This window comes from Mycolicibacter terrae (genome assembly GCF_010727125.1).
Lineage (GTDB): Bacteria > Actinomycetota > Actinomycetes > Mycobacteriales > Mycobacteriaceae > Mycobacterium > Mycobacterium terrae.
Map to the genome: position 1 here is coordinate 2,442,956 of NZ_AP022564.1, position 18,240 is coordinate 2,461,195.

An 18,240-nucleotide genomic window follows, 5' to 3' on the forward strand; every position below is an offset into this window, starting at 1 on the left:
GACAAGCCGGGACCTCGAAAACACCGAAAGAGAGACCACGTCATGAACAGCATCAGCATCATCGGCACCGGAAACATGGCCCGCACCATCGGCGCGTTGGCAATCGCAGGCGGCAACACCGTCGAGATCATCGGCCGCGATCAGTCCAAGGCCGCAGACCTGGCCAGGGCGCTCGGCGGCAATGCCACGACGGGAGAGTTCGGCGCCGTCCCGGCCGGCGACATCGTCATCGTGGCCCTGTTGTATGCCAGCGTCGTCCCGGTCGTCACCCAGTACGGAAATGCCCTGGCGGGCAAGGTCATCGTCGACATCAGCAACCCGTTCAATGCCGCGGCCGACGGGCTGGCCATCCCCGACAGCACCTCGGTCGCGCAAGAAGTTGCCAAGGCTGTCCCGCCCGGCGCCGGCGTGGTGAAGGCGTTCAACACCCTCTTCGGGCATGTCCTGGAGCGGCGCCTGCCGCTGGATGTCTTCATCGCCGGCGATGATGCACAGGCCAAGGCGAGCGTGGCGGAGTTCGTCAAGAGCCTCGGGCTGCGCCCGCTGGATGTCGGCGGCCTGAACATGGCGCACTGGCTGGAGGGGGCGGGCCTGCTGATGATGGGTCTCGCCCGCCAGGGTGTGGGGCACTGGGACGTCGCCCTCGGAGCCACCGAATTTCCCCGCTGAGCCGCAGACCGCTCACGACATCGGCAATCGCAAGACCCATGTCCGGCGCCGAGTCGTAGGCTCGATGGGGAGATGACTCGACCGGCCCGCTTGAACCCGATGCCGGCGCGCACGTTTCGCAACCGTCGCGACGCCGGCCGGGTACTGGCCGGGTGTCTGTCCGGTTACCGCGACGCCGACGGCCTGCTGGTGCTGGGCCTGGCCCGCGGCGGCGTTCCGGTCGGCTGGGAGGTCGCCGCCGCCCTTCAGGCGCCGCTGGACGTATTCCTGGTCCGCAAGCTGGGGGTGCCGCAGTGGCCGGAACTGGCGATGGGCGCGTTGGCCAGCGGCGGCATGGTGGTGGTGAACGACCAGGTGGTCGCCGACCTCGGTATCAGCAGCGAGGCGCTGCACTCGGTGATCGAACGCGAGTCGGCCGAACTGCGACGGCGTGAGCACGCCTACCGCGGTGACCGACCGGCCGCCGACCTGCACGGCCGGGTGGTGATCCTGGTCGACGACGGCATCGCGACCGGCGCGAGCGTGCTGGCGGCGGTGCGCGCGGTCCAGGCGGCCGAGCCGGCCAGTACGGTGGTCGCGGTACCGGTCGGACCGCTCTCGGCGTGCCGCAAGATCGCCCAGGAGGCCGACGACGTGGTCTGCGCGACGATGCCCGAGCGGTTCGACGCCGTCGGCCAGAGCTATGCCGACTTTCGCCAGGTCACCGACGACGAAGTCCGCGACCTCCTGGCCACCCCGACCACCGCTGCGAGCTAGTCGGCAGGGTGCGCGACGGGCTCCTCGGAGGCCTCGTCTTCCTGGCCGACGGTCTCGGTGTCGGAAGTCTCGGCCGCGTCCTCGACGTCCTCGACGTCGTCGATCGGGACCTCCGGCTCCACGGCGGCCTCAGGGGCCTCCGGCGCGGCCGCAGGGCTGTTCTGACGGCGTTCCCGCAGCGCGTCCACGATCAGCAACAGCACGCCCAGCAAGCTCGCTCCGATACACACCCACGCCACCAGCGCATTACTGGTGACCACAGCGAATACCAACGCAGCAAGTCCTATTGCCGCCAATACCAGCGCGATGATCAGCATCGATTCACCTCCCACCCGACGAGCACACTACTCGATTCCGCCTCGTGAGGGCTCGATTGCCCGGTCAGTTGGTGCCGCGATTGAAATGGTTGAAACCGCCGCCGTCACTGCCTGCGCTGGTGTCGACCGGTGCCGCCGATCCGCGTTGGCCCAACTCCTCGAGCTGGGATTCCAGGTAGGTCTTGAGTCGGGTGCGGTATTCCCGCTCGAATGTGCGCAGCTGCTCCAACCGGCCTTCCAGCACCGTGCGCTGCTGGTTGATCGTGCCCATGATCTCGGAGTGCTTGCGCTCGGCGTCGGCCTGCAGCGCGTCGGCCTTCTCCTGGGCCTGGCGCAGCTGCGTCTCCGAGCGCGTCTGAGCATCTGCCAGCATGGCGTCGGCCCGCTGCCGGGCCTCGGCGACCGTCGTCTCCGCGGTCTGCCGGGCCTCGCTGAGGATCTGGTCGGCGTTGGCACGGGCGTCGGCCATCAGCTTCTCGGACTCGGCCCGGGCGGTGCCGGTCAGCCGGTCGGCGGTGTCCTGGGCCAGGCTCAGCACCCGTGCCGCCTTGAGGTGCTGGTCGTCGGTGGTCGGCTCCGGTGCGGCCGGCTGTGCCACCGGCTGCGGAGGCGCCGGCTCGGGGGAAGGCTCGTAGACCGGGATCGCCGAGGTGGCCTGCTGGCCGCCACCGGCGCGGGCCGCAGCCAGCTCCTGGTCGAGCTCGCTGACCCGCTGGCGCAGGTCGGCATTTTCCTCGATGAGCCGCGTCAGCTCGGTCTCCACCAGGTCGAGAAAGGCGTCGACCTCGTCCTCGTTGTAGCCGCGCTTCCCGATCGGCGGTTTGCTGAACGCGACGTTGTGCACGTCTGCCGGTGTTAGTGGCATCGTCTGCCCCCTTGGTCAGGTAGGTAGCACCGATCGGGCAAGTTTAGGTCGACCGGGAATACGCTAGCCGTGTTGTAACTGCCGCCCATCCTGTCACATCAGACGCTGGGCTCGGCAATGAGAATGATATTAAGAGTGAATTTCAAATTGCTGCCACAGAAATCACGCTTCGGCAAACATCACCGGTGAGCCCATCACCCGTCCCCGCCGGTAAGTCGCGCCCGGAGCAAGGGCAGCCCACGCCGGGGCATACCCGGGGCGGCGGCACCCGCCGGTCCGCGGGCAGCAAAGTGTCCGGCGCCCGGCCGGTGTGCGCCACGTAATTCGCTGCGGCACAGACGGGTCGATGATGCCCTGCCTGGCACGCCGGTACGCCGCGGCGGCACCGCCCCTACCGGGCCGGCCACCCGGGCCGTATTATTCACAACACCCGCCCGTAAATATTGGCGGCAGGCGACCCGAAGGCCGGGGACCGATCGGAAGGACACCTCAGGATGACAACCAATGACGTGGTCGTGGCCACCAGCGCGGCGGATTCGGCGGCCGTAGACGACGTGCGGTCCCGCTATGCCGAGCTGCTCGGCCGCCAGGCCGCGCTCGGGGCGGCAGTGTTCGCCGCGGTCGGTACCGCCGGCCCGGCCTTTGATGACGCCCACCGCGCGGTGCAGGCCTTCGTCGATCAGGTGGTGCGGCCCCAACTGCGCGCCGCGGTGGAGCTGATCTACCCCGCCTCCGCCGACGTTGAGCGATCGCGGTTGCTGGTCGAGGGTCTGCTCGGCGAGACCCAGCTGATCGAGCAGGCCGCGGCTCGCATCGCCCGCGACGCCGACCGGGTGCAGATCGCCGCACACGTCGAGTCGCTGCGCGTGCTGCTGGAGGCGCTACTGGGCAAGGTCGCCGACTTGCTGCTGCCCGCACTCGCCGAGGCCAGCGGCGTCTCGCTGGCCGATCTGGCCGCCCAACTGCCGGCGATCCCCTCCGAGATCGCCCAATCCTCCCAGCCCGGCCCGGCCGCCCACGGCCACGGCCACGGGCACGGCGGGTGCGGCTGCGGCGAGGAAGACGAGGAGATGCCCGAGCTCGACGTGCGCGAGATTCCGCACGCGATTCGGCATGCGACCGTGTTCGGGGCCTTCGACGCGGTTCCGGTCGGTGGATCGATGCTGCTTGTTGCGCCGCACGACCCCATCCCGCTGCTGCACCAGCTCGCCGAGCGCAGCGGCGGTCGGCTGGCGGTCGGCTACGAACAGCGCGGCCCGGAGGCGTGGCGGCTGCGGCTCACCCGGGTCTGAGGCCGACCGGGGCCTCAGGCGGCGTGCTGCAGCGCCAGTTCCATCCCGACGAACGCGATCAGCAGCAGCACCATGATCGACAGGTCGATGCGCACCGCGCCGATGGTCAACTGCGGTATCAGGCGCCGCAGCAGCTTCACCGGGGGGTCGGTGATGCTCATGATCAGCTCCAGGATCACCACGGTGGCACCGCGGGGGTGCCAGTCGCGGCTGAATGAGCGGATGAACTCGATGACGATCCGAGCGATCAGCAGCAGCCAGAAAACGAACAGCGCGATGCCGAGAATCGTGAAGAACAGCGCCAACGGAGTGCGACCTTACTGACGAGGGTGTGCCCGCATCAGCATCGCGCTGACCGGCCCGACTGCCGTCCCAGCCTACCGATAGGCGTAGAAGCCGGTTTCGGCGATCCGGCGGCGCTCCTCCGGGGACACGTCGACGTCGGCCGGCGACAGCAGGAAGACCTTGGTCGCGACCTTGTCGAACGAGCCGCGCAGCGCGAAGGCGAGGCCCGCCGCGAAGTCCACCAGCCGCTTGGCGTCGGCGTTGTCCATCGACACCAGGTCCATGATCACCGGTGTGCCGTCGCGGAACCGCTCGCCGATGGTGCGCGCCTCGCTGTAGTCCTTGGGGCGCAACGTGGTGATCTTCGACAGCGGGCTGCTCTCGTCGAACATCATCGCCATCCGGCGGGGGTCCATCGCCAGGGCGCCGCGGGTCGAGCCGCGCAGCGAGGCGAAGCGCGAGCGTTCGAACTCGCGCGGCCGATACCGCGGGTCGCGGACGTCGTCGTCGTAGCCGCCCCGGTAGCCGGCCGGAGCCTCGTCATAGTCGCGGTCATCGAATCGGTCGTCGTAGCGGCCATCGGAACGGCCCGCGACGCGGTCGAAGACGTCCTCGGAGAACCGCTCCCCGCGGGGTGAGTAGTCGCGCGACGAGGCGCGGTCATCGCCGTCGTCGTAGTAGTCGTCGTCGTAGTCCTCCATAGGAGCCATCCCGAAGTAGGCCTTGACCTTGTGGAGTGTGCTCATCATTGGACCCTTCTCTGATGACTGTGATGAAGGTGTGACTGAAGTGACTAGTTATGGTGACGGTAACGGCCTAGAGCGCGCTGGCCCCGCAACGACACGCGGACAGGCGCAACCGGTTTCATTCCAGCCACACCAGCGATGCGAGCCGGCCGGTGCGTCCGTCGCGGCGGTGGCTGAACAGGTTCGGGTCGGCCGCCGTGCATCGCGGGTCGACGTCGATCGCCTTGACACCCAATTCCCTTAATTGCCTGGCGATTCCGGCTCGCAGATCCAGTCCGGGCGTACCGGCCGAGGTGAGCGTGCGACTGCCCGGCAACGCCGCCTCGACCTCGTCGGCCATTGCCGCGGGCACCTCGTAGTGTGGCCTGCTGACCGCCGGGCCCAGCAGAACCGAGATGTCGCCGACCTGCGCTCCCGCCGCGAGCATGCCCTCCAACGCGCGAGCCACGACGCCGTGCTGGGCGCCGACCCGCCCGGCGTGTACCGCGCCGACCACCCCCGCGCGCGCATCGGCCATCAGCACCGGCACGCAGTCGGCGGTCACCACCACCACCGCCAGCCGGGGAACGCCGGTGATCAGCGCGTCAGTCGCCTCGACAGCGGTGTCGCGGGGGCCGTCGACGAGCTCCACGCGATCGCCGTGCACCTGGTTCATCCACACCAGGCGGTCGGGACCGAGTCCGATGGCCGACGCCAGCCGGGTCCGGTTGGCCGTCACCGCGGCCGGGTCGTCGCCGACGTGATCGCCCAGGTTGAAACTGTTGAACGGAGCCATCGAGACGCCGCCGGCCCGGGTGGTCGTCACCCGCCGGACGCGAAAGGTCACCGTCCGAAGCCCGGAAACTAGTGGCGCATGAACGGCGGGACGTCGACGTCGTCGTCGTCGCAGCCGTCGTCACCGTTGCGGCCGCCGACGCTGACCGTCGCCCCATTGGTGGGGGCGGGCACGCTGACCGCGTCGACCGGGTCGAACAGCGACGAGGTCACCTTGCCGGCCTGCCCGGGGGTCACCGCGTGCCGGGCCTGACCGGTGCTTCCGGTCACCGGTTTGCGGCCCGAACCGGCCGAGTCGAAGCCCGCCGCGATCACCGTCACCCGGACCTCGTCGCCCAGCGAGTCGTCGATCACGGTGCCGAAGATGATGTTGGCCTCCGGATGAGCGGCGTCCTGAACCAGCGAGGCCGCCTCGTTGATCTCGAACAAACCCAGGTCGCTGCCGCCGGCGACGCTCATCAGCACGCCCTGGGCGCCCTCCATCGAGGCTTCCAGCAGCGGCGAGTTGATCGCGATCTCGGCGGCCTTGAGCGCCCGGCCGTCGCCCCGCGACGACCCGATACCCATCAGCGCGGTGCCCGCGCCGCTCATGATGCCCTTGACGTCGGCGAAGTCGACGTTGATCAACCCGGGGGTGGTGATCAGGTCGGTGATGCCCTGGACGCCGTTGAGCAGCACCTCGTCGGCGCTGCGGAACGCGTCCATCAGCGAGACCTGGGCGTCGCCCATCTGCAGCAGCCGGTCGTTGGGGATCACGATCAGGGTGTCGCAGCTCTCCCGCAGCGCGGCGATGCCCAATTCCGCCTGGTTGCCGCGCCGCTTGCCCTCGAAGGAGAACGGCCGGGTAACCACGCCGACGGTCAGCGCGCCGAGCTTGCGGGCGATGGTGGCAACCACCGGTGCGCCACCGGTGCCGGTGCCGCCGCCCTCCCCGGCGGTGACGAACACCATGTCGGCGCCGCGCAGCAGCTCCTCGATCTCGTCCTTGGCGTCTTCGGCGGCCCGACGTCCCACTTCGGGGTCGGCGCCGGCGCCGAGGCCGCGGGTGGACTCACGGCCGACGTCGAGCTTGACGTCGGCGTCGCTCATCAGCAATGCCTGTGCGTCGGTGTTGATCGCGATGAACTCGACGCCTTTGAGGCCCTGTTCGATCATCCGATTGACGGCGTTGACTCCGCCACCACCGATACCCACGACTTTGATGACGGCCAGATAGTTGTGCGGTGGGGTCATCGTTCGTCTTCCTCCCTGGTGGGATTGGATTCCTCTCTGGGGCCTGTCTGCAGAACTCCCCGTACTGCCTTCCGGCAAACCCTCAACCTCAACCAAAGGCTTAGAGTTATGTCAAGTTGTTCCACGCAACCGCCACAGTAGGGCCGCCGAGGCCGTCACCGGCGCCGACGCGCCGAGACACGCCGGGCGAATTTTATTGGCGCTCGGGCTGATCCCCCGCCCGCCCGCGCTAGCGGACGGTGGGCAGGTCCGGACTGGACACGTCGTAGGTGTGTCCGGGCTGGGTGAGCAACGCCGCCAGCTTCTGCGCCTTCTCCGCGGTGCGATCGGTGTTGCCCCAGACCACCACCCTGCCGTCGATCAGCGTCAGGGTGATCGAGGCGACCGACGGGGCGGCCACCCGGCCGACCTGGCCGGCGACCTCCGGGGCCAGCGCGGTCATCACCTGCAGCGCGGCCCGGCTGGCCGGGTCCGTCGGCCCGGGGTTGTCGACATCGAAGATCGGCAGCATCCCCGGCGGCGGCGCCGTCGCGAAGTCGACGCCGTCCCGATCGAACAGGTGCGGACCGTCCGGAAAGTCCTTGAACACCACCGCGACCCGCTCGACCACCGAAATACCCAGGGCCGACGGGTACTGCCGCTGCACCCGGGCGCTGGCCACCCGCCGGATCGCGGCGACCCGCTCGGCGACACCGCCGGTGTCGACCTGCAGCAGCGGGGTGCCGAGCTGCACCTTCGCGACGTCGAGCACCTCTTCGCGCGTCACCGCCGCGATCCCGGTCACCTCGATGTCGCGAACCGCCATCACCGGCGTGAAGTACAGGATGAGCCCGAGCCCGACGACGACGACCAGCGCGAGAAATGTGGCCAGCGCCATCTTCAGGCCTTGCACGGTACCCCGCGGGACACCTCGGGCCGGCTCGGAGGAGCCGGCCCGCAGCCGCCGCTTGGCCTCCCGGCGGGCTTGCTCGATCGCCTCGGCGCGCGCCTGCGCGGCGCGCCGCTCGGCGCGTTCCCGCCGTGCCCGCCGCCGCGGGCCCTCGACCTCCGCCGGCTCCTCGGGTTTCTCGGCGGATTCGGGTTCTACGGCGTCTTCGGCGGCCTGCGGCTCGTCGATATCCACCGGGTCATCCGGTGGTACGTCGGGGGTTTCGGGGGGAACGGTCACAGCACGCCCGGGCGGCCGGGAAAGGTCCGGGCGGCCCGCGCCCGCAGCGCGGTCACGATCTCCGGGCCCAGCACGGTCACGTCGCCGGCGCCCATGGTGACGATCACGTCGTCGGGCCCGGCGGCCGTCGCCACCACTTCGGGCACCGCGGCGAAATCCGGCAGATAGTGCACCGGCACGCTCACGTGCTCGGCGACACTCGCCCCGCTCACGCCGGGCAACGGCTGCTCGCGCGCACCGTAGACATCGAGCACGAAGACCTCGTCGGCGCCGTCCAGCGAGCGGCCGAACTCGGCGGCGAAAGCCTTTGTCCGCGAGTACAAATGCGGCTGGAATACCACCAGGCTGCGCCCGGTCCCGCGTTCGGCGAGCAGCGCGCGCACGGCGGTCAGCGTCGCGGCGATCTCGGTGGGATGGTGCGCGTAGTCGTCGAAGACCCGCACCGAATCGCCGTTACCGGCCGAGCCCACCAACTCGAACCTGCGCCGCACCCCGTCGAACCCGACCAGGCCGTCGAGCACCGCGTCCAACGGTGCGCCGACCTCGACCGCCGCCAACAGCGCACCCAGCGCGTTGAGCGCCATGTGCCGGCCCGGCACCCCCAGCCGCATCGCCGCCCGGTGGGTCGATCCGGCCAGCGCGATCTCCGCGACGGCACCGGTGCCCTGCTGCTCCCAGCTCAACAGGGACCCGGCCAGCTGTTGCCCGCCGGGGGCCTCGGTGCCGTAGCGCAGCACTCGGATGCCCTGTGCCGCAGTACGATCAGCCAGCGCGGCGGCGCCGGGATCGTCGACACACACCACCACCGCCCCGCCCGGCGTGATGCGCTCCACGAAAGCGTCGAACACCTGCGTGTAGGCCTCGGGGCTGCCGAAGAAGTCGAGGTGATCGGCTTCGACGTTGGTCACCACCGCCACGTTCGGGGTGTACTCCAACAGCGAGCCGTCGCTCTCGTCGGCCTCGGCGACGAAGAACGGTCCGCTGCCGTGGTGGGCGTTGGTGCCGGCTTCGGCACCGGCGGAACCCAACTCGCCCCCGACCGCGAACGACGGGTCCAGCCCGCAGTGTTGCAGCGCGACCACCAACATCGAGGTGGTGGTCGTCTTGCCGTGGGTGCCGGTGACCATCAAGGTGGTGCGCCCGGCCATCAGCTTGGCCAGCACCGCGGGCCGCAGCACCACCGGGATGCCGCGGCGGCGTGCCTCGACGAGTTCGGGATTGGTCTTGGGGATCGCCGCGTGGGTGGTGACCACGGTGGTGACGCCGCCGGGCAACAAATCCAGGGCCGAGGCGTCGTGACCGATCCGGACCTGCGCACCGCGGGCCCGCAGCGCGTGAATCCCGCGCGATTCCTTGGCGTCCGATCCCGACACCAGGCCGCCACGGTCCAGCAGGATGCGGGCGATACCGGACATGCCCGCTCCCCCGATACCGACCATGTGCACCCGGCTCAGCTCCGGCGGCAGCTGCTGGGCGTTCATGCGCTACTCCCGGAGCGCCGGGCGGCCACTGCGACATCCAGCGCGACGGAAGCCACCCGTCGCGCGGCCTCGGGGTGTCCGGCCAGGGCGGCGGCGCTGGTCATGGCCGCCAGCCGCGCCTCGTCGGTGAGCATTCCCGCGACGGTGCCGGCCACGAAATCCGGTGTCAGCGCCGCGTCGTCGACCAGTACCCCGCCGCCGGCGTTGACCACCGGCAGCGCGTTGAGCCGCTGCTCGCCGTTGCCGATCGGCAACGGCACATACACCGCCGGCAGCCCGACCGCCGATACCTCGGCGACCGTCATCGCTCCGGATCGGCAGATCGCCAGGTCGGCAGCGGCATAGGCCAGGTCCATCCGGTCCAGGTAGGGCACCGCGACATAGGGCGGATCGCCGTGGGCGGGCTGAGGGAGGTCCAGGGTGTTCTTCGGCCCGTGCGCATGCAGCACCGAAACCCCGGCAGCGGCAAGGTGTTTGGCTGCCCCGGCCACGGCCTGGTTGATCGACCGGGCACCTTGCGAGCCGCCGAACACCAGCAGCACCCGGGCATCGTCGGCGAAGCCGAAGTGGGCGCGAGCCGTTGCCCGCAGCGCCGACCGGTCCAGCGTGGTGATCGCCGCGCGGACCGGCACCCCGACCACCTCCGGGTGCGCCAGCCCGCAATCGGCGACGGCCGAGAGCACCCGCTGCGCCCCCCGCGCCCCGATCCGGTTGGCCAGCCCGGCGCGGGCGTTGGCCTCATGGATCACCACCGGGACCCGGCCCCTGCCGATGCCCCGCGCGGCCAGGTACGCCGGCAGCGACACGTAGCCGCCGAAGCCGATCACCACGTCGGCCTGGACGGCGCGCAGCAACGCCCGGGTCTCCCGGACGGCCCGCAGCACCCGCAGCGGCAACCGGACCAGGTCGGCGTTGATCTTGCGGGGCAACGGCACCGGGGTGATCAACTCCAAGTCGTAACCGCGCGCGGGCACCAGCCTGGTCTCCAGGCCGCGGGCGGTGCCCAGGGCGGTGATCCGGACGCGCGAGTCCAAGGTGCGCAGCGCATCGGCGACGGCCATCGCGGGTTCGACGTGGCCGGCGGTACCGCCGCCGGCCAGGACAACCGATATCGCGCGGTCCGGCTTGCTGACCGAGTCGTTCACTCCCCTAACGCTGACCTTCCAATGCGCGGGCGCGCCCGCCGTTCGGGCGCGGGCTGGCGTGTCGCCGGCCGCCTCCATTTTGCCCTGCGCGGCCCGCGCTCCGCCGTCCGGTCGACCGGGCCGGTGCCCGGCCGTTGCCCCGCTGGCGTCCGGCCGGTTGCGGCCGGGACCGCAGCCGGTCGCGCAGCGCCTCGATCCGGGTCGGGGTGTAGGGCTCCGGCAGCGGCAGCCGCAGGATCCGGTTCATCCGGTCGTCGGCGCCGGCGCGCAGCGCGGCGACGGCCTCCGGCTCGTGGCGTGCTGCGTTGGCCATGATGCCGATCATGAACAGCGTTGTTGCCGTGGAGGTTCCACCAGCAGATATCAGCGGCAGCTGGATTCCGGTGACCGGCAGCAGCCCGATCACGTAGCCGACGTTGATGAACGACTGGCCGATCACCCACATGGTGGTGGTGGCGGTCAGCAGCCGCAGGAACGGGTCGGCGGAGCGCTTGGCGATGCGCATGCCGGTGTAGGCGAACAGGCCGAACAGTGCCAGCAGCCCGAATCCGCCGATGAAGCCGAGCTCCTCACCGATGATCGCGAAGATGAAGTCGTTGTGCGCGTTGGGCAGATAGTTCCACTTCGCGGTGCCCTGGCCCAGTCCGTCGCCGAAGATCCCACCGTTGGCCAGCGCGAACTTGGCCTGCCGGGCCTGATAGCCGGCGCCCTGCACGTCGGCGTCGGGGTCCAGCCAGGACCGCACCCGGTCGGAACGGTAGCCCTCGGTCACCGCCATGATCGCGGCGGCGGCGACGATGGCCGCCAGCGACGAGATGAAGACCCGCAACGGCAGGCCGGCATACCACAGCAGCGCCAGCAGGATGATGCCCAGCGAAACCGTCTGCCCCAGGTCGGGCTGGACCACGATCAGCACCAGTGCGACCCCTGCGGCCGGTACCAGCGGGACCAGCATCTCGCCCAGCGACGCCCGCTCCATGCGCCGGGCCGCCAACAGGTGTGCTCCCCAGATGGCGAACGCGATCTTGGCCAGTTCGGAGGGCTGCATGGAGAAGCCGTAGACGACGAACCAGCCCCGGGAGCCGTTGGACAGGGTGCCGATGCCGGGGATCAGCACCAACACCAGCAACACGATGGTGAACGCGTAGCCGGCAAAAGCCGTGCGGCGCATGAACCGTACCGGCATCCGCAGCGCCACGTAGCACCCGAACAACCCGATCACCGTCCAGAGCACCTGCTTGCCGAAGATCCGCCACGCCGAGCCGTCGGCACCGTAGGACTCCACCCCCGAGGCGGACAGCACCATGATCAGCCCGAGCGTGGTCAGCAACGCGGCGATGGCGACGATCAGGTGAAACGAGGTCATCGGGCGGCCCAGCCACGCGCCGAATCGGGTGCGCGGTTCGGTCTTGGCCGGTTTTTCGGCGGTGGCCTCTGCGGTGGCGTCCGCGCCGTCGGATGCAGCATCGCGCCGCCGCAGCCGGTCCAGCAGGCCGAGCACGCCGATCACACCGACCCTGCCGCGGATCGCGCGGCGGCCGCGAACGCATCGCCCCGGGCGGCGTACCCGGAGAACTGGTCGAACGATGCCCCCGCCGGGGCCAGCAGTACGGTGTCGCCGGGCCGGGCCAGGCTGCGGGCGGCGGCCACCACCGCCGTCATCACGCGGGAGCTCAGCGGCTCATCGGACCTATCAGCTACTTGCGTCACACGAGTAACTGGAGACACGGCAGTATCACCCATATCAATATCCTCGCCTGTCACAACGTGTACGACGGGGACATCCGGTGCGTGTCGTGATAACGCCTTGGCAACCGCGGCACGATCGCGCCCGATCAACACCGCCCCGGCCAGGTGACCGGCGATCCTGGCGACCGTCGCATCGATCGAGGCGCCCTTGAGCAACCCACCGGCCACCCAGACCACCCGCGGGTAGGCCAGCACCGACGCCTCGGCCGCGTGCGGGTTGGTGGCCTTGGAGTCGTCGATGTAGCTGATGCCGTCGGCGACCACGACCAGTTCGGCGCGGTGCCGGCCGACCTGGAACGACGCCAGCGCCTGCGCGATCGCCGCGGGCGGCACGTCCACGCTGCGGGCCAGTGCGGCGGCGGCCAGCGCGTCCAGCGTTCCGACCGGTCCGGGCACCGGTATGGACGACACCGGCGCCAGCACCACCCCGTCGGCGAAGGCACGATCGACCAACATGCCCTCGACGACCCCGATCTCGCCGGCCCCCGGCTCACCGAGCCGGAAACCTGCCTTCACCGGGGCGGAGGCCGCACCCAGCAGCGCAGCCGCGCGGGCGTCGTCCATGCCGACCACCGCCACCCGGCCGGCCAGCGCGCGCGCCTTGTCGGCGGTGTAGGCGGCCATGCCGCCGTGCCAGTCCAGGTGGTCTTCGGCGATGTTGAGCACCGCGCCCGCCTCCGGACGCAGCGACGGCGCCCAGTGCAACTGGAAACTGGACAACTCCACGGCCAGCAGCTCGGCCGGCTCCCCCAACACGTCCAGCACCGGGCTGCCGATGTTGCCGCACAACCGGGCGCTTCGGCCCGCCGCGGACAGCATGGCGTGCAGCATCGACGTCGTGGTGGTCTTGCCGTTGGTGCCGGTCACCACCAGCCAACGCCGCGGTGGTCCGTAGTGCCCGGCCGCGTCGAGCCGCCAGGCCAATTCGACGTCGCCCCAGATCGGCACGCCGGCGCCGGCCGCGGCGGACAGCACCGGCGTGCCGGGCGGAAACCCGGGGCTGGTGACCACCAGCGCGTAGTCGGCGATCCGCGACGCGGCCTGGGCCGGGCTCAGCGTCGTGAACTCGGCGTACCGGAGCAACGCGGCGGGATCGTCGTCACAGAGCGTCAGCTCCAGTCCCAGCGGCGCCAACGCGCCCAGCACCGCCCGGCCGGTCACCCCGGCGCCGGCGACAAGCACCCGCGCACCGGGCTCCAGCACACTCAGCACCTCAGCCGCCGACCGCGGTGAACCACTCGCCGTAGAACATGGAGACGCCCAATCCGCAGGCGATGGCCGTCAGCAGCCAGAACCGGATGATCACGGTGGTCTCGGCCCAACCGGCCAGCTCGAAGTGATGATGGAACGGCGCCATTCGGAACACCCGGCGGCCGGTGCTGCGAAACGCCAGGATCTGCACGACGACCGAGGTGATCTCGGCGACGAAGAGCCCCCCGAGCACCACCGCGAGGATCTCGGTGCGGGTGGTGATCGACAGCCCGGCGATCACCCCGCCCAACGCCAGCGACCCGGTGTCGCCCATGAAGATTTTGGCCGGTGCGGCGTTCCACCACAAAAACCCGATGCAGGCGCCGGCGGTCGCGGCGGCGATCAGCGCCAGGTCCAGCGGATCGCGGACGTTGTAGCAGCCCAGCCCGGGCGCGCTGGCACAGGCGTTGCGATGCTGCATCACGGTGATCAACACGTAGGCGGCGCTGACCATCGCCATGGCCCCGGCGGCCAACCCGTCCAAGCCGTCGGTGAAGTTGACCGCGTTCGACCAGGCGCTGACGATCAGGATGACGAACAGCACGAAGACCGCCGCGGGCAGTGTGACCGTGGCGATCTCACGCACATAGGACAGCTGCTGGGAGCCCGGGGTCAGGCCGGAGCCGTTGCGGAAACCGAGCACCAGCAGACCGAACAGCGTCGCCGCGGTCACCTGCCCGACGGTCTTGGCGGTCTTGTTCAGGCCCAGGTTGCGCGACCGGCGGATCTTGATCAGGTCGTCGACGAAACCGACTGCGCCCAGTGCGGTGGCCAGTCCCAGCACCAGCAGCCCGGACGCTGTCGGCCCGGTGCCGTAGAACACCAGCCCGGCCAGCTGAGCGGTCAGGTAGCCGGCCCAGATCCCGGCCACGATCGCCACACCGCCCATCGACGGGGTGCCGCGTTTGGTCTGATGGCTGGGTGGGCCGTCCTCGCGGATCTCCTGGCCGAACCCCTGTTTGGTGAACAGCCCGATCAGCACCGGGGTCAGCAGGATCGCGACCAGCAGCGCGACACCGGCCGCGACGAGGGTCATTATCATCCGCGATCTCCTGCATCGTCGCTGAGCAGAGCGTCGGCCAAGGTGGTCAACCCGGCGGAGTTCGAGGCCTTGACCAACACCACGTCGCCGGGCCGCAGTTCGGCGCGCAACAGGGCGAGGGCGGCGTCGACGTCGGCCACCGCGGTCGCCTCGGCGCCCCAGGATCCCTCCATGACCGCGCCATGGTGCATCGCGCCCATCGATCTCCCTACTCCGACGACAATGAGACGAGACACATCTAAGCGCACCGCGAGCCGCCCGATGCGGTCATGCTCGGATATCGCGTCCTCGCCCAGCTCAGCCATCTCCCCGAGCACCGCCCAGCTGCGCCGGTTCGGCATCGCCGGATCCTCGCCACGGGCGATCCAGGCCAGCGCCTGCAGTGCGGCCCGCATCGAATCCGGGTTGGCGTTGTAGGCGTCGTCGATCACCGTCACCCCGTCCGAGCGGGTGCTGACCTGCATCCGGTGCCGCGAGACCGGCCCGGCGCCGGCCAGCGCGGCGGCCACCTGCGCGCCGGTGGCGCCGCACTCCAGCGCGACCGCGGCCGCACACAGTGCGTTGGAGACCTGGTGGTCCCCGGACACCCCGAGCTGCAGCTCGGTCTGGACGTCGCCCGCGTGCAGGGTGAAGCGCGGGCGGGCCAGCGCGTCGAGCACCACCGCCCCGGCCCAAACGTCGGCGCGGGCCGCGCGGCTGACCCGCAGCACCCGCGCAGCGGTCTTGTCGGCCATCGCGGCCACCGCCGGGTCATCGACGTTGAGGATCACCACGCCGGATTCCGGAACAGCTTGGGCCAGCTCGGCTTTGGTCTCGGCGATCGCTTCGCGGGAACCGAACTCGCCCAGGTGCGCGGTCCCGACGTTGAGCACCACCGCTATCTGCGGCGGCGCGATGGCGGCCAGCGCCGCGATGTTGCCGCGGCGCCGTGCTGAGAGTTCCAGCACCAGGAAGTCGGTGTTCTCGTCGGCCCGCAGCACGGTCCAGGGATGCCCCAGCTCGTTGTTGAACGACCCGGGTGGGGCCACCACCTGTCCCAGCGGCGCCAGCACCGCGGCCAGCATGTCCTTGGTGGAGGTCTTGCCCGACGAGCCGGTGACCCCGATGATCGTCAGTCCCTTGCCCACCAACACCGCCGACACCGCCGCGGCGAGGTCGGCCAGCGCAGCCAGCACCGCGGCACCGGACCCGACGGCGTCGTCGTGTTCGAGCGCGCCCGACCGACTGGCCGATGCCGGTTCCGCCGGGCTCACCACGATCGCCGGCACCCCGACCGGGCGGGCGGCCAGCACCGCTACCGCGCCGGCGGCCACCGCCGCGCCGGCGTGGTCGTGGCCATCGGCACGCGCCCCGGGCAACGCCAGGAACAGCGAGCCGGGCGTGACGCGCCGGGAGTCGAACTCCACCGTCCCGCTGACGGTGGTCCGGGCGGCCTGCTCCGGTGAGATATCGGCGAGCCGGCCACCGACGATCGCGGCGATCTCCGCGACGGTCAGCGCGATCACCGGTGCTCCTCGCGCGCTTCCAGCGCCTGGGCCAGCTCGATGCGGTCGTCGAAGGGCTGGGTTCGCCCGCCGGCGGTCTGCCCGGTCTCGTGGCCTTTACCGGCGACCAGCACCACATCGCCCGGCCGAGCCCAGCGCACCGCGTGCTCGATCGCGGCCCGCCGGTCACCGATCTCGATCACCTCGGCGGGGCCGTCGGCGGCACCGGCCAGAATCGCCCGCCGGATGTCGGCCGGGTCCTCTCCCCGGGGGTTGTCGTCGGTGACGACGACCAGGTCGGCGGAGTCCGCGGCGATCCGGCCCATCGGGCCGCGCTTGCCGTGGTCGCGGTCGCCGCCGGCGCCGAACACCACGGCCAGCCGCCCGGTGGTGTCGCGCAGGTCCTGGCGCAGGGTCGCCAGCACCGCGGCCAGCGCGCCCGGCTTGTGCGCGTAGTCGACCAGCGCCAGGAAGTCCTGGCCGCGGTCGACCGGCTCCGTTCGGCCCGGCACCCGGGCGTCGCGCAGGCCGGGGGCCGCCTGCTCCGGCGACACCCCCACCGCGTCGAGTATCGCCAGCGCCACAAGACAATTGGCGACGTTGTAGTCGCCGGGCAGCCCGATGCCGACCGGATGGCGCACGCCGGCCGGGTCGACCGCCACGAATTGTGCGCCGGCGGGTCCGGCGGTTTCGGTGTCGGACCGCTCGATGCCCCACTGCGCCGGCCTGCCGGTCGCGCTGACGGTGATCGGCGCCGTCGCGCGCGCCGCCATCGCCTCGCCGGCCTCGTCGTCCACACAGACCACCGCCGTGGCCGCGTGCAGGGGCGACGCCGGGTCGAACAATCGGGCCTTGGCCTGGAAGTAGTCCGCCATGGTCGGGTGGAAGTCCAGGTGGTCGCGGGACAGGTTGGTGAACGCGCCGACCGCGAAGCGGGTGCCGTCGACCCGGCCCAGCGTCAGCGCGTGGCTGGACACCTCCATCACCACGGTATCCACCCCGCGCTCGGCCATCACCGCCAGCAGCGCCTGCAGCGCCGGGGCCTCGGGGGTGGTCAGCGCGCTGGGCAGATCGACGCCGTCGATGCGGACGCCCACGGTGCCGATGAGTCCGGCGGTTCGACCGGCGGCCCGCAACCCGGCCTCGACCAGATAGGTGGTGGTGGTCTTTCCGGCGGTCCCGGTGATCCCGATGACCGTGAGCCGCTCGCAGGGATGCCGGTAGACCTCTGCGGCCAGTTCGCCGAGCACTGTGCGGGGATCCGGATGAACCAGCACGGGAGTATCGGGCGCCATTGCGCTGTCGGCGATCTCGCGGGCCCCCGCACCGTCGGAGAGCACCGCCGCCGCACCACGGGCAACCGCCTCGGCCACGAACCGCGCACCGTGGGTCGTCGCGCCGGGCAGCGCCGCGAACAGGTCTCCGGGTTGGACGTCCTGGGCGCGCAGGGTCAGCCCGGTGATCGCCAGCTCCGGCACCACCTCACCGGTTGCCGCGACCGCCCCGATCCGGGCGGCCAGCGCCGGCAGCGGCATTCCGTCGCCGACATCAGGGCGAATTGCGGCAGACACCGCCGATCACCTCCATCCGCTGCGGCCGGGTCGTCAGGACCGGACCTGAGACTACCCAGGCGGGCAGTGACAGCGCGGTGGCGTTCGCCGATCAGCTGTCCGAGCCGGAGGAAGGAGGCGGCATGGAATCAAACATGCACTTGAAATCCCCTGGCGGACAGCCGTACTTGGTGGGGTCCGGCACGTCCTCGCAGGCTCCGGTCTTTGTGTTGATGAAGCAGGCACTGGCCTGATATCCACCCGAGACGCCGGGTTCATACCCATGTCCGCTCGCGACGGGAGTGCCGAGCAACCCCACGGCAACGATGCCGGTCGCAGCCGCGAGAACCGCCGGAACTCGCTTACCGTTCGCAATTGCTTGTCGGGCCATCATCGACCCTTTCTTTCGGCGCCGGCAGCCTTTATCCGGCGA

17 protein-coding genes are annotated in these 18,240 nt (G+C 70.7%); 3 read left to right on the top strand and 14 right to left on the bottom strand.

Translation table 11 applies throughout. The features are described from left to right. Window positions 1-42: 42 nt before the first annotated feature. On the top strand, window positions 43-669 hold the full coding sequence (locus tag G6N23_RS11775) for an NADPH-dependent F420 reductase (protein WP_085262724.1): 627 nt from the start codon (window positions 43-45) through the stop codon (window positions 667-669). A gap of 72 nt (window positions 670-741) precedes the next feature. Then, window positions 742-1,425: a phosphoribosyltransferase gene (locus G6N23_RS11780; RefSeq protein WP_085262725.1), complete on the top strand. Its 684-nt coding sequence runs from the start codon at window positions 742-744 to the stop codon at window positions 1,423-1,425. Here G6N23_RS11780 and G6N23_RS11785 read toward each other — a convergent pair. Further along, window positions 1,422-1,742, bottom strand: a complete 321-nt coding sequence (locus tag G6N23_RS11785; protein WP_085262726.1) for a hypothetical protein — start codon at window positions 1,740-1,742, stop codon at window positions 1,422-1,424. The two genes, G6N23_RS11780 and G6N23_RS11785, sit on opposite strands and share 4 nt — an antisense overlap. 64 nt (window positions 1,743-1,806) lie before the next feature. After that, window positions 1,807-2,607, bottom strand: coding sequence for a DivIVA-like cell division protein Wag31 (gene wag31 / locus G6N23_RS11790; protein ID WP_085262727.1), 801 nt, complete (start codon window positions 2,605-2,607; stop codon window positions 1,807-1,809). A 494-nt stretch (window positions 2,608-3,101) separates the two neighbouring features. Here wag31 and G6N23_RS11795 point away from each other — a divergent pair, with 494 nt between their 5' ends. After that, a complete protein-coding gene (locus G6N23_RS11795) occupies window positions 3,102-3,899 on the top strand; it encodes a DUF2249 domain-containing protein (protein ID WP_085262728.1) in 798 nt (265 codons plus the stop codon). Window positions 3,900-3,913: 14 nt separating this feature from the next. On the opposite strand, the gene G6N23_RS11800 is transcribed toward G6N23_RS11795, so the two are convergent. The 12 genes from G6N23_RS11800 to G6N23_RS11855 all read right to left on the bottom strand — a co-directional run bounded on the left by G6N23_RS11800 (window position 3,914) and on the right by G6N23_RS11855 (window position 17,792). Continuing rightward, entirely contained in the window at window positions 3,914-4,204 is a 291-nt protein-coding gene (locus tag G6N23_RS11800; RefSeq protein ID WP_019735026.1) for a YggT family protein, read from the bottom strand. Between the two features lie 72 nt (window positions 4,205-4,276). After that, a complete protein-coding gene (locus G6N23_RS11805; RefSeq protein WP_085262783.1) occupies window positions 4,277-4,930 on the bottom strand; it encodes a cell division protein SepF in 654 nt (217 codons plus the stop codon). A gap of 118 nt (window positions 4,931-5,048) precedes the next feature. After that, window positions 5,049-5,756, bottom strand: coding sequence for a peptidoglycan editing factor PgeF (pgeF, locus tag G6N23_RS11810; RefSeq protein ID WP_085262729.1), 708 nt, complete (start codon window positions 5,754-5,756; stop codon window positions 5,049-5,051). Between the two features lie 17 nt (window positions 5,757-5,773). Continuing rightward, window positions 5,774-6,937 carry a cell division protein FtsZ gene (gene ftsZ / locus G6N23_RS11815; protein WP_085262730.1) on the bottom strand — a complete coding sequence of 388 codons (1,164 nt, stop codon included), beginning with the start codon at window positions 6,935-6,937 and terminating at the stop codon, window positions 5,774-5,776. A 229-nt stretch (window positions 6,938-7,166) separates the two neighbouring features. After that, the gene (locus tag G6N23_RS11820) at window positions 7,167-8,054 is read right to left on the bottom strand and encodes a cell division protein FtsQ/DivIB (protein WP_234808739.1); all 888 of its coding nucleotides are present in this window, start codon (window positions 8,052-8,054) and stop codon (window positions 7,167-7,169) included. A 47-nt stretch (window positions 8,055-8,101) separates the two neighbouring features. Further along, window positions 8,102-9,586: a UDP-N-acetylmuramate--L-alanine ligase gene (murC, locus tag G6N23_RS11825; protein ID WP_085262732.1), complete on the bottom strand. Its 1,485-nt coding sequence runs from the start codon at window positions 9,584-9,586 to the stop codon at window positions 8,102-8,104. Further along, window positions 9,583-10,647 carry an undecaprenyldiphospho-muramoylpentapeptide beta-N-acetylglucosaminyltransferase gene (murG, locus tag G6N23_RS11830; protein ID WP_372508923.1) on the bottom strand — a complete coding sequence of 355 codons (1,065 nt, stop codon included), beginning with the start codon at window positions 10,645-10,647 and terminating at the stop codon, window positions 9,583-9,585. Before murG ends, murC begins: the two co-directional genes overlap by 4 nt. 88 nt (window positions 10,648-10,735) lie before the next feature. After that, complete coding sequence (gene ftsW, locus G6N23_RS11835) at window positions 10,736-12,223, bottom strand: putative lipid II flippase FtsW (protein ID WP_275991493.1); 1,488 nt, start codon at window positions 12,221-12,223, stop codon at window positions 10,736-10,738. 14 nt (window positions 12,224-12,237) lie between these two features. Then, window positions 12,238-13,680 (bottom strand): UDP-N-acetylmuramoyl-L-alanine--D-glutamate ligase, encoded by a 1,443-nt coding sequence (gene murD / locus G6N23_RS11840; RefSeq protein WP_085262784.1) that lies wholly within the window; start codon window positions 13,678-13,680, stop codon window positions 12,238-12,240. A 13-nt stretch (window positions 13,681-13,693) separates the two neighbouring features. Then, the gene (gene mraY / locus G6N23_RS11845) at window positions 13,694-14,773 is read right to left on the bottom strand and encodes a phospho-N-acetylmuramoyl-pentapeptide-transferase (protein ID WP_085262735.1); all 1,080 of its coding nucleotides are present in this window, start codon (window positions 14,771-14,773) and stop codon (window positions 13,694-13,696) included. Next, entirely contained in the window at window positions 14,770-16,278 is a 1,509-nt protein-coding gene (locus G6N23_RS11850) for a UDP-N-acetylmuramoyl-tripeptide--D-alanyl-D-alanine ligase (protein WP_085262736.1), read from the bottom strand. Before G6N23_RS11850 ends, mraY begins: the two co-directional genes overlap by 4 nt. Then, a complete protein-coding gene (locus G6N23_RS11855) occupies window positions 16,275-17,792 on the bottom strand; it encodes a UDP-N-acetylmuramoyl-L-alanyl-D-glutamate--2,6-diaminopimelate ligase (RefSeq protein ID WP_085262737.1) in 1,518 nt (505 codons plus the stop codon). The genes G6N23_RS11850 and G6N23_RS11855 overlap by 4 nt, the downstream gene beginning before the upstream one ends. Between the last annotated feature and the right edge of the window lie 448 nt (window positions 17,793-18,240).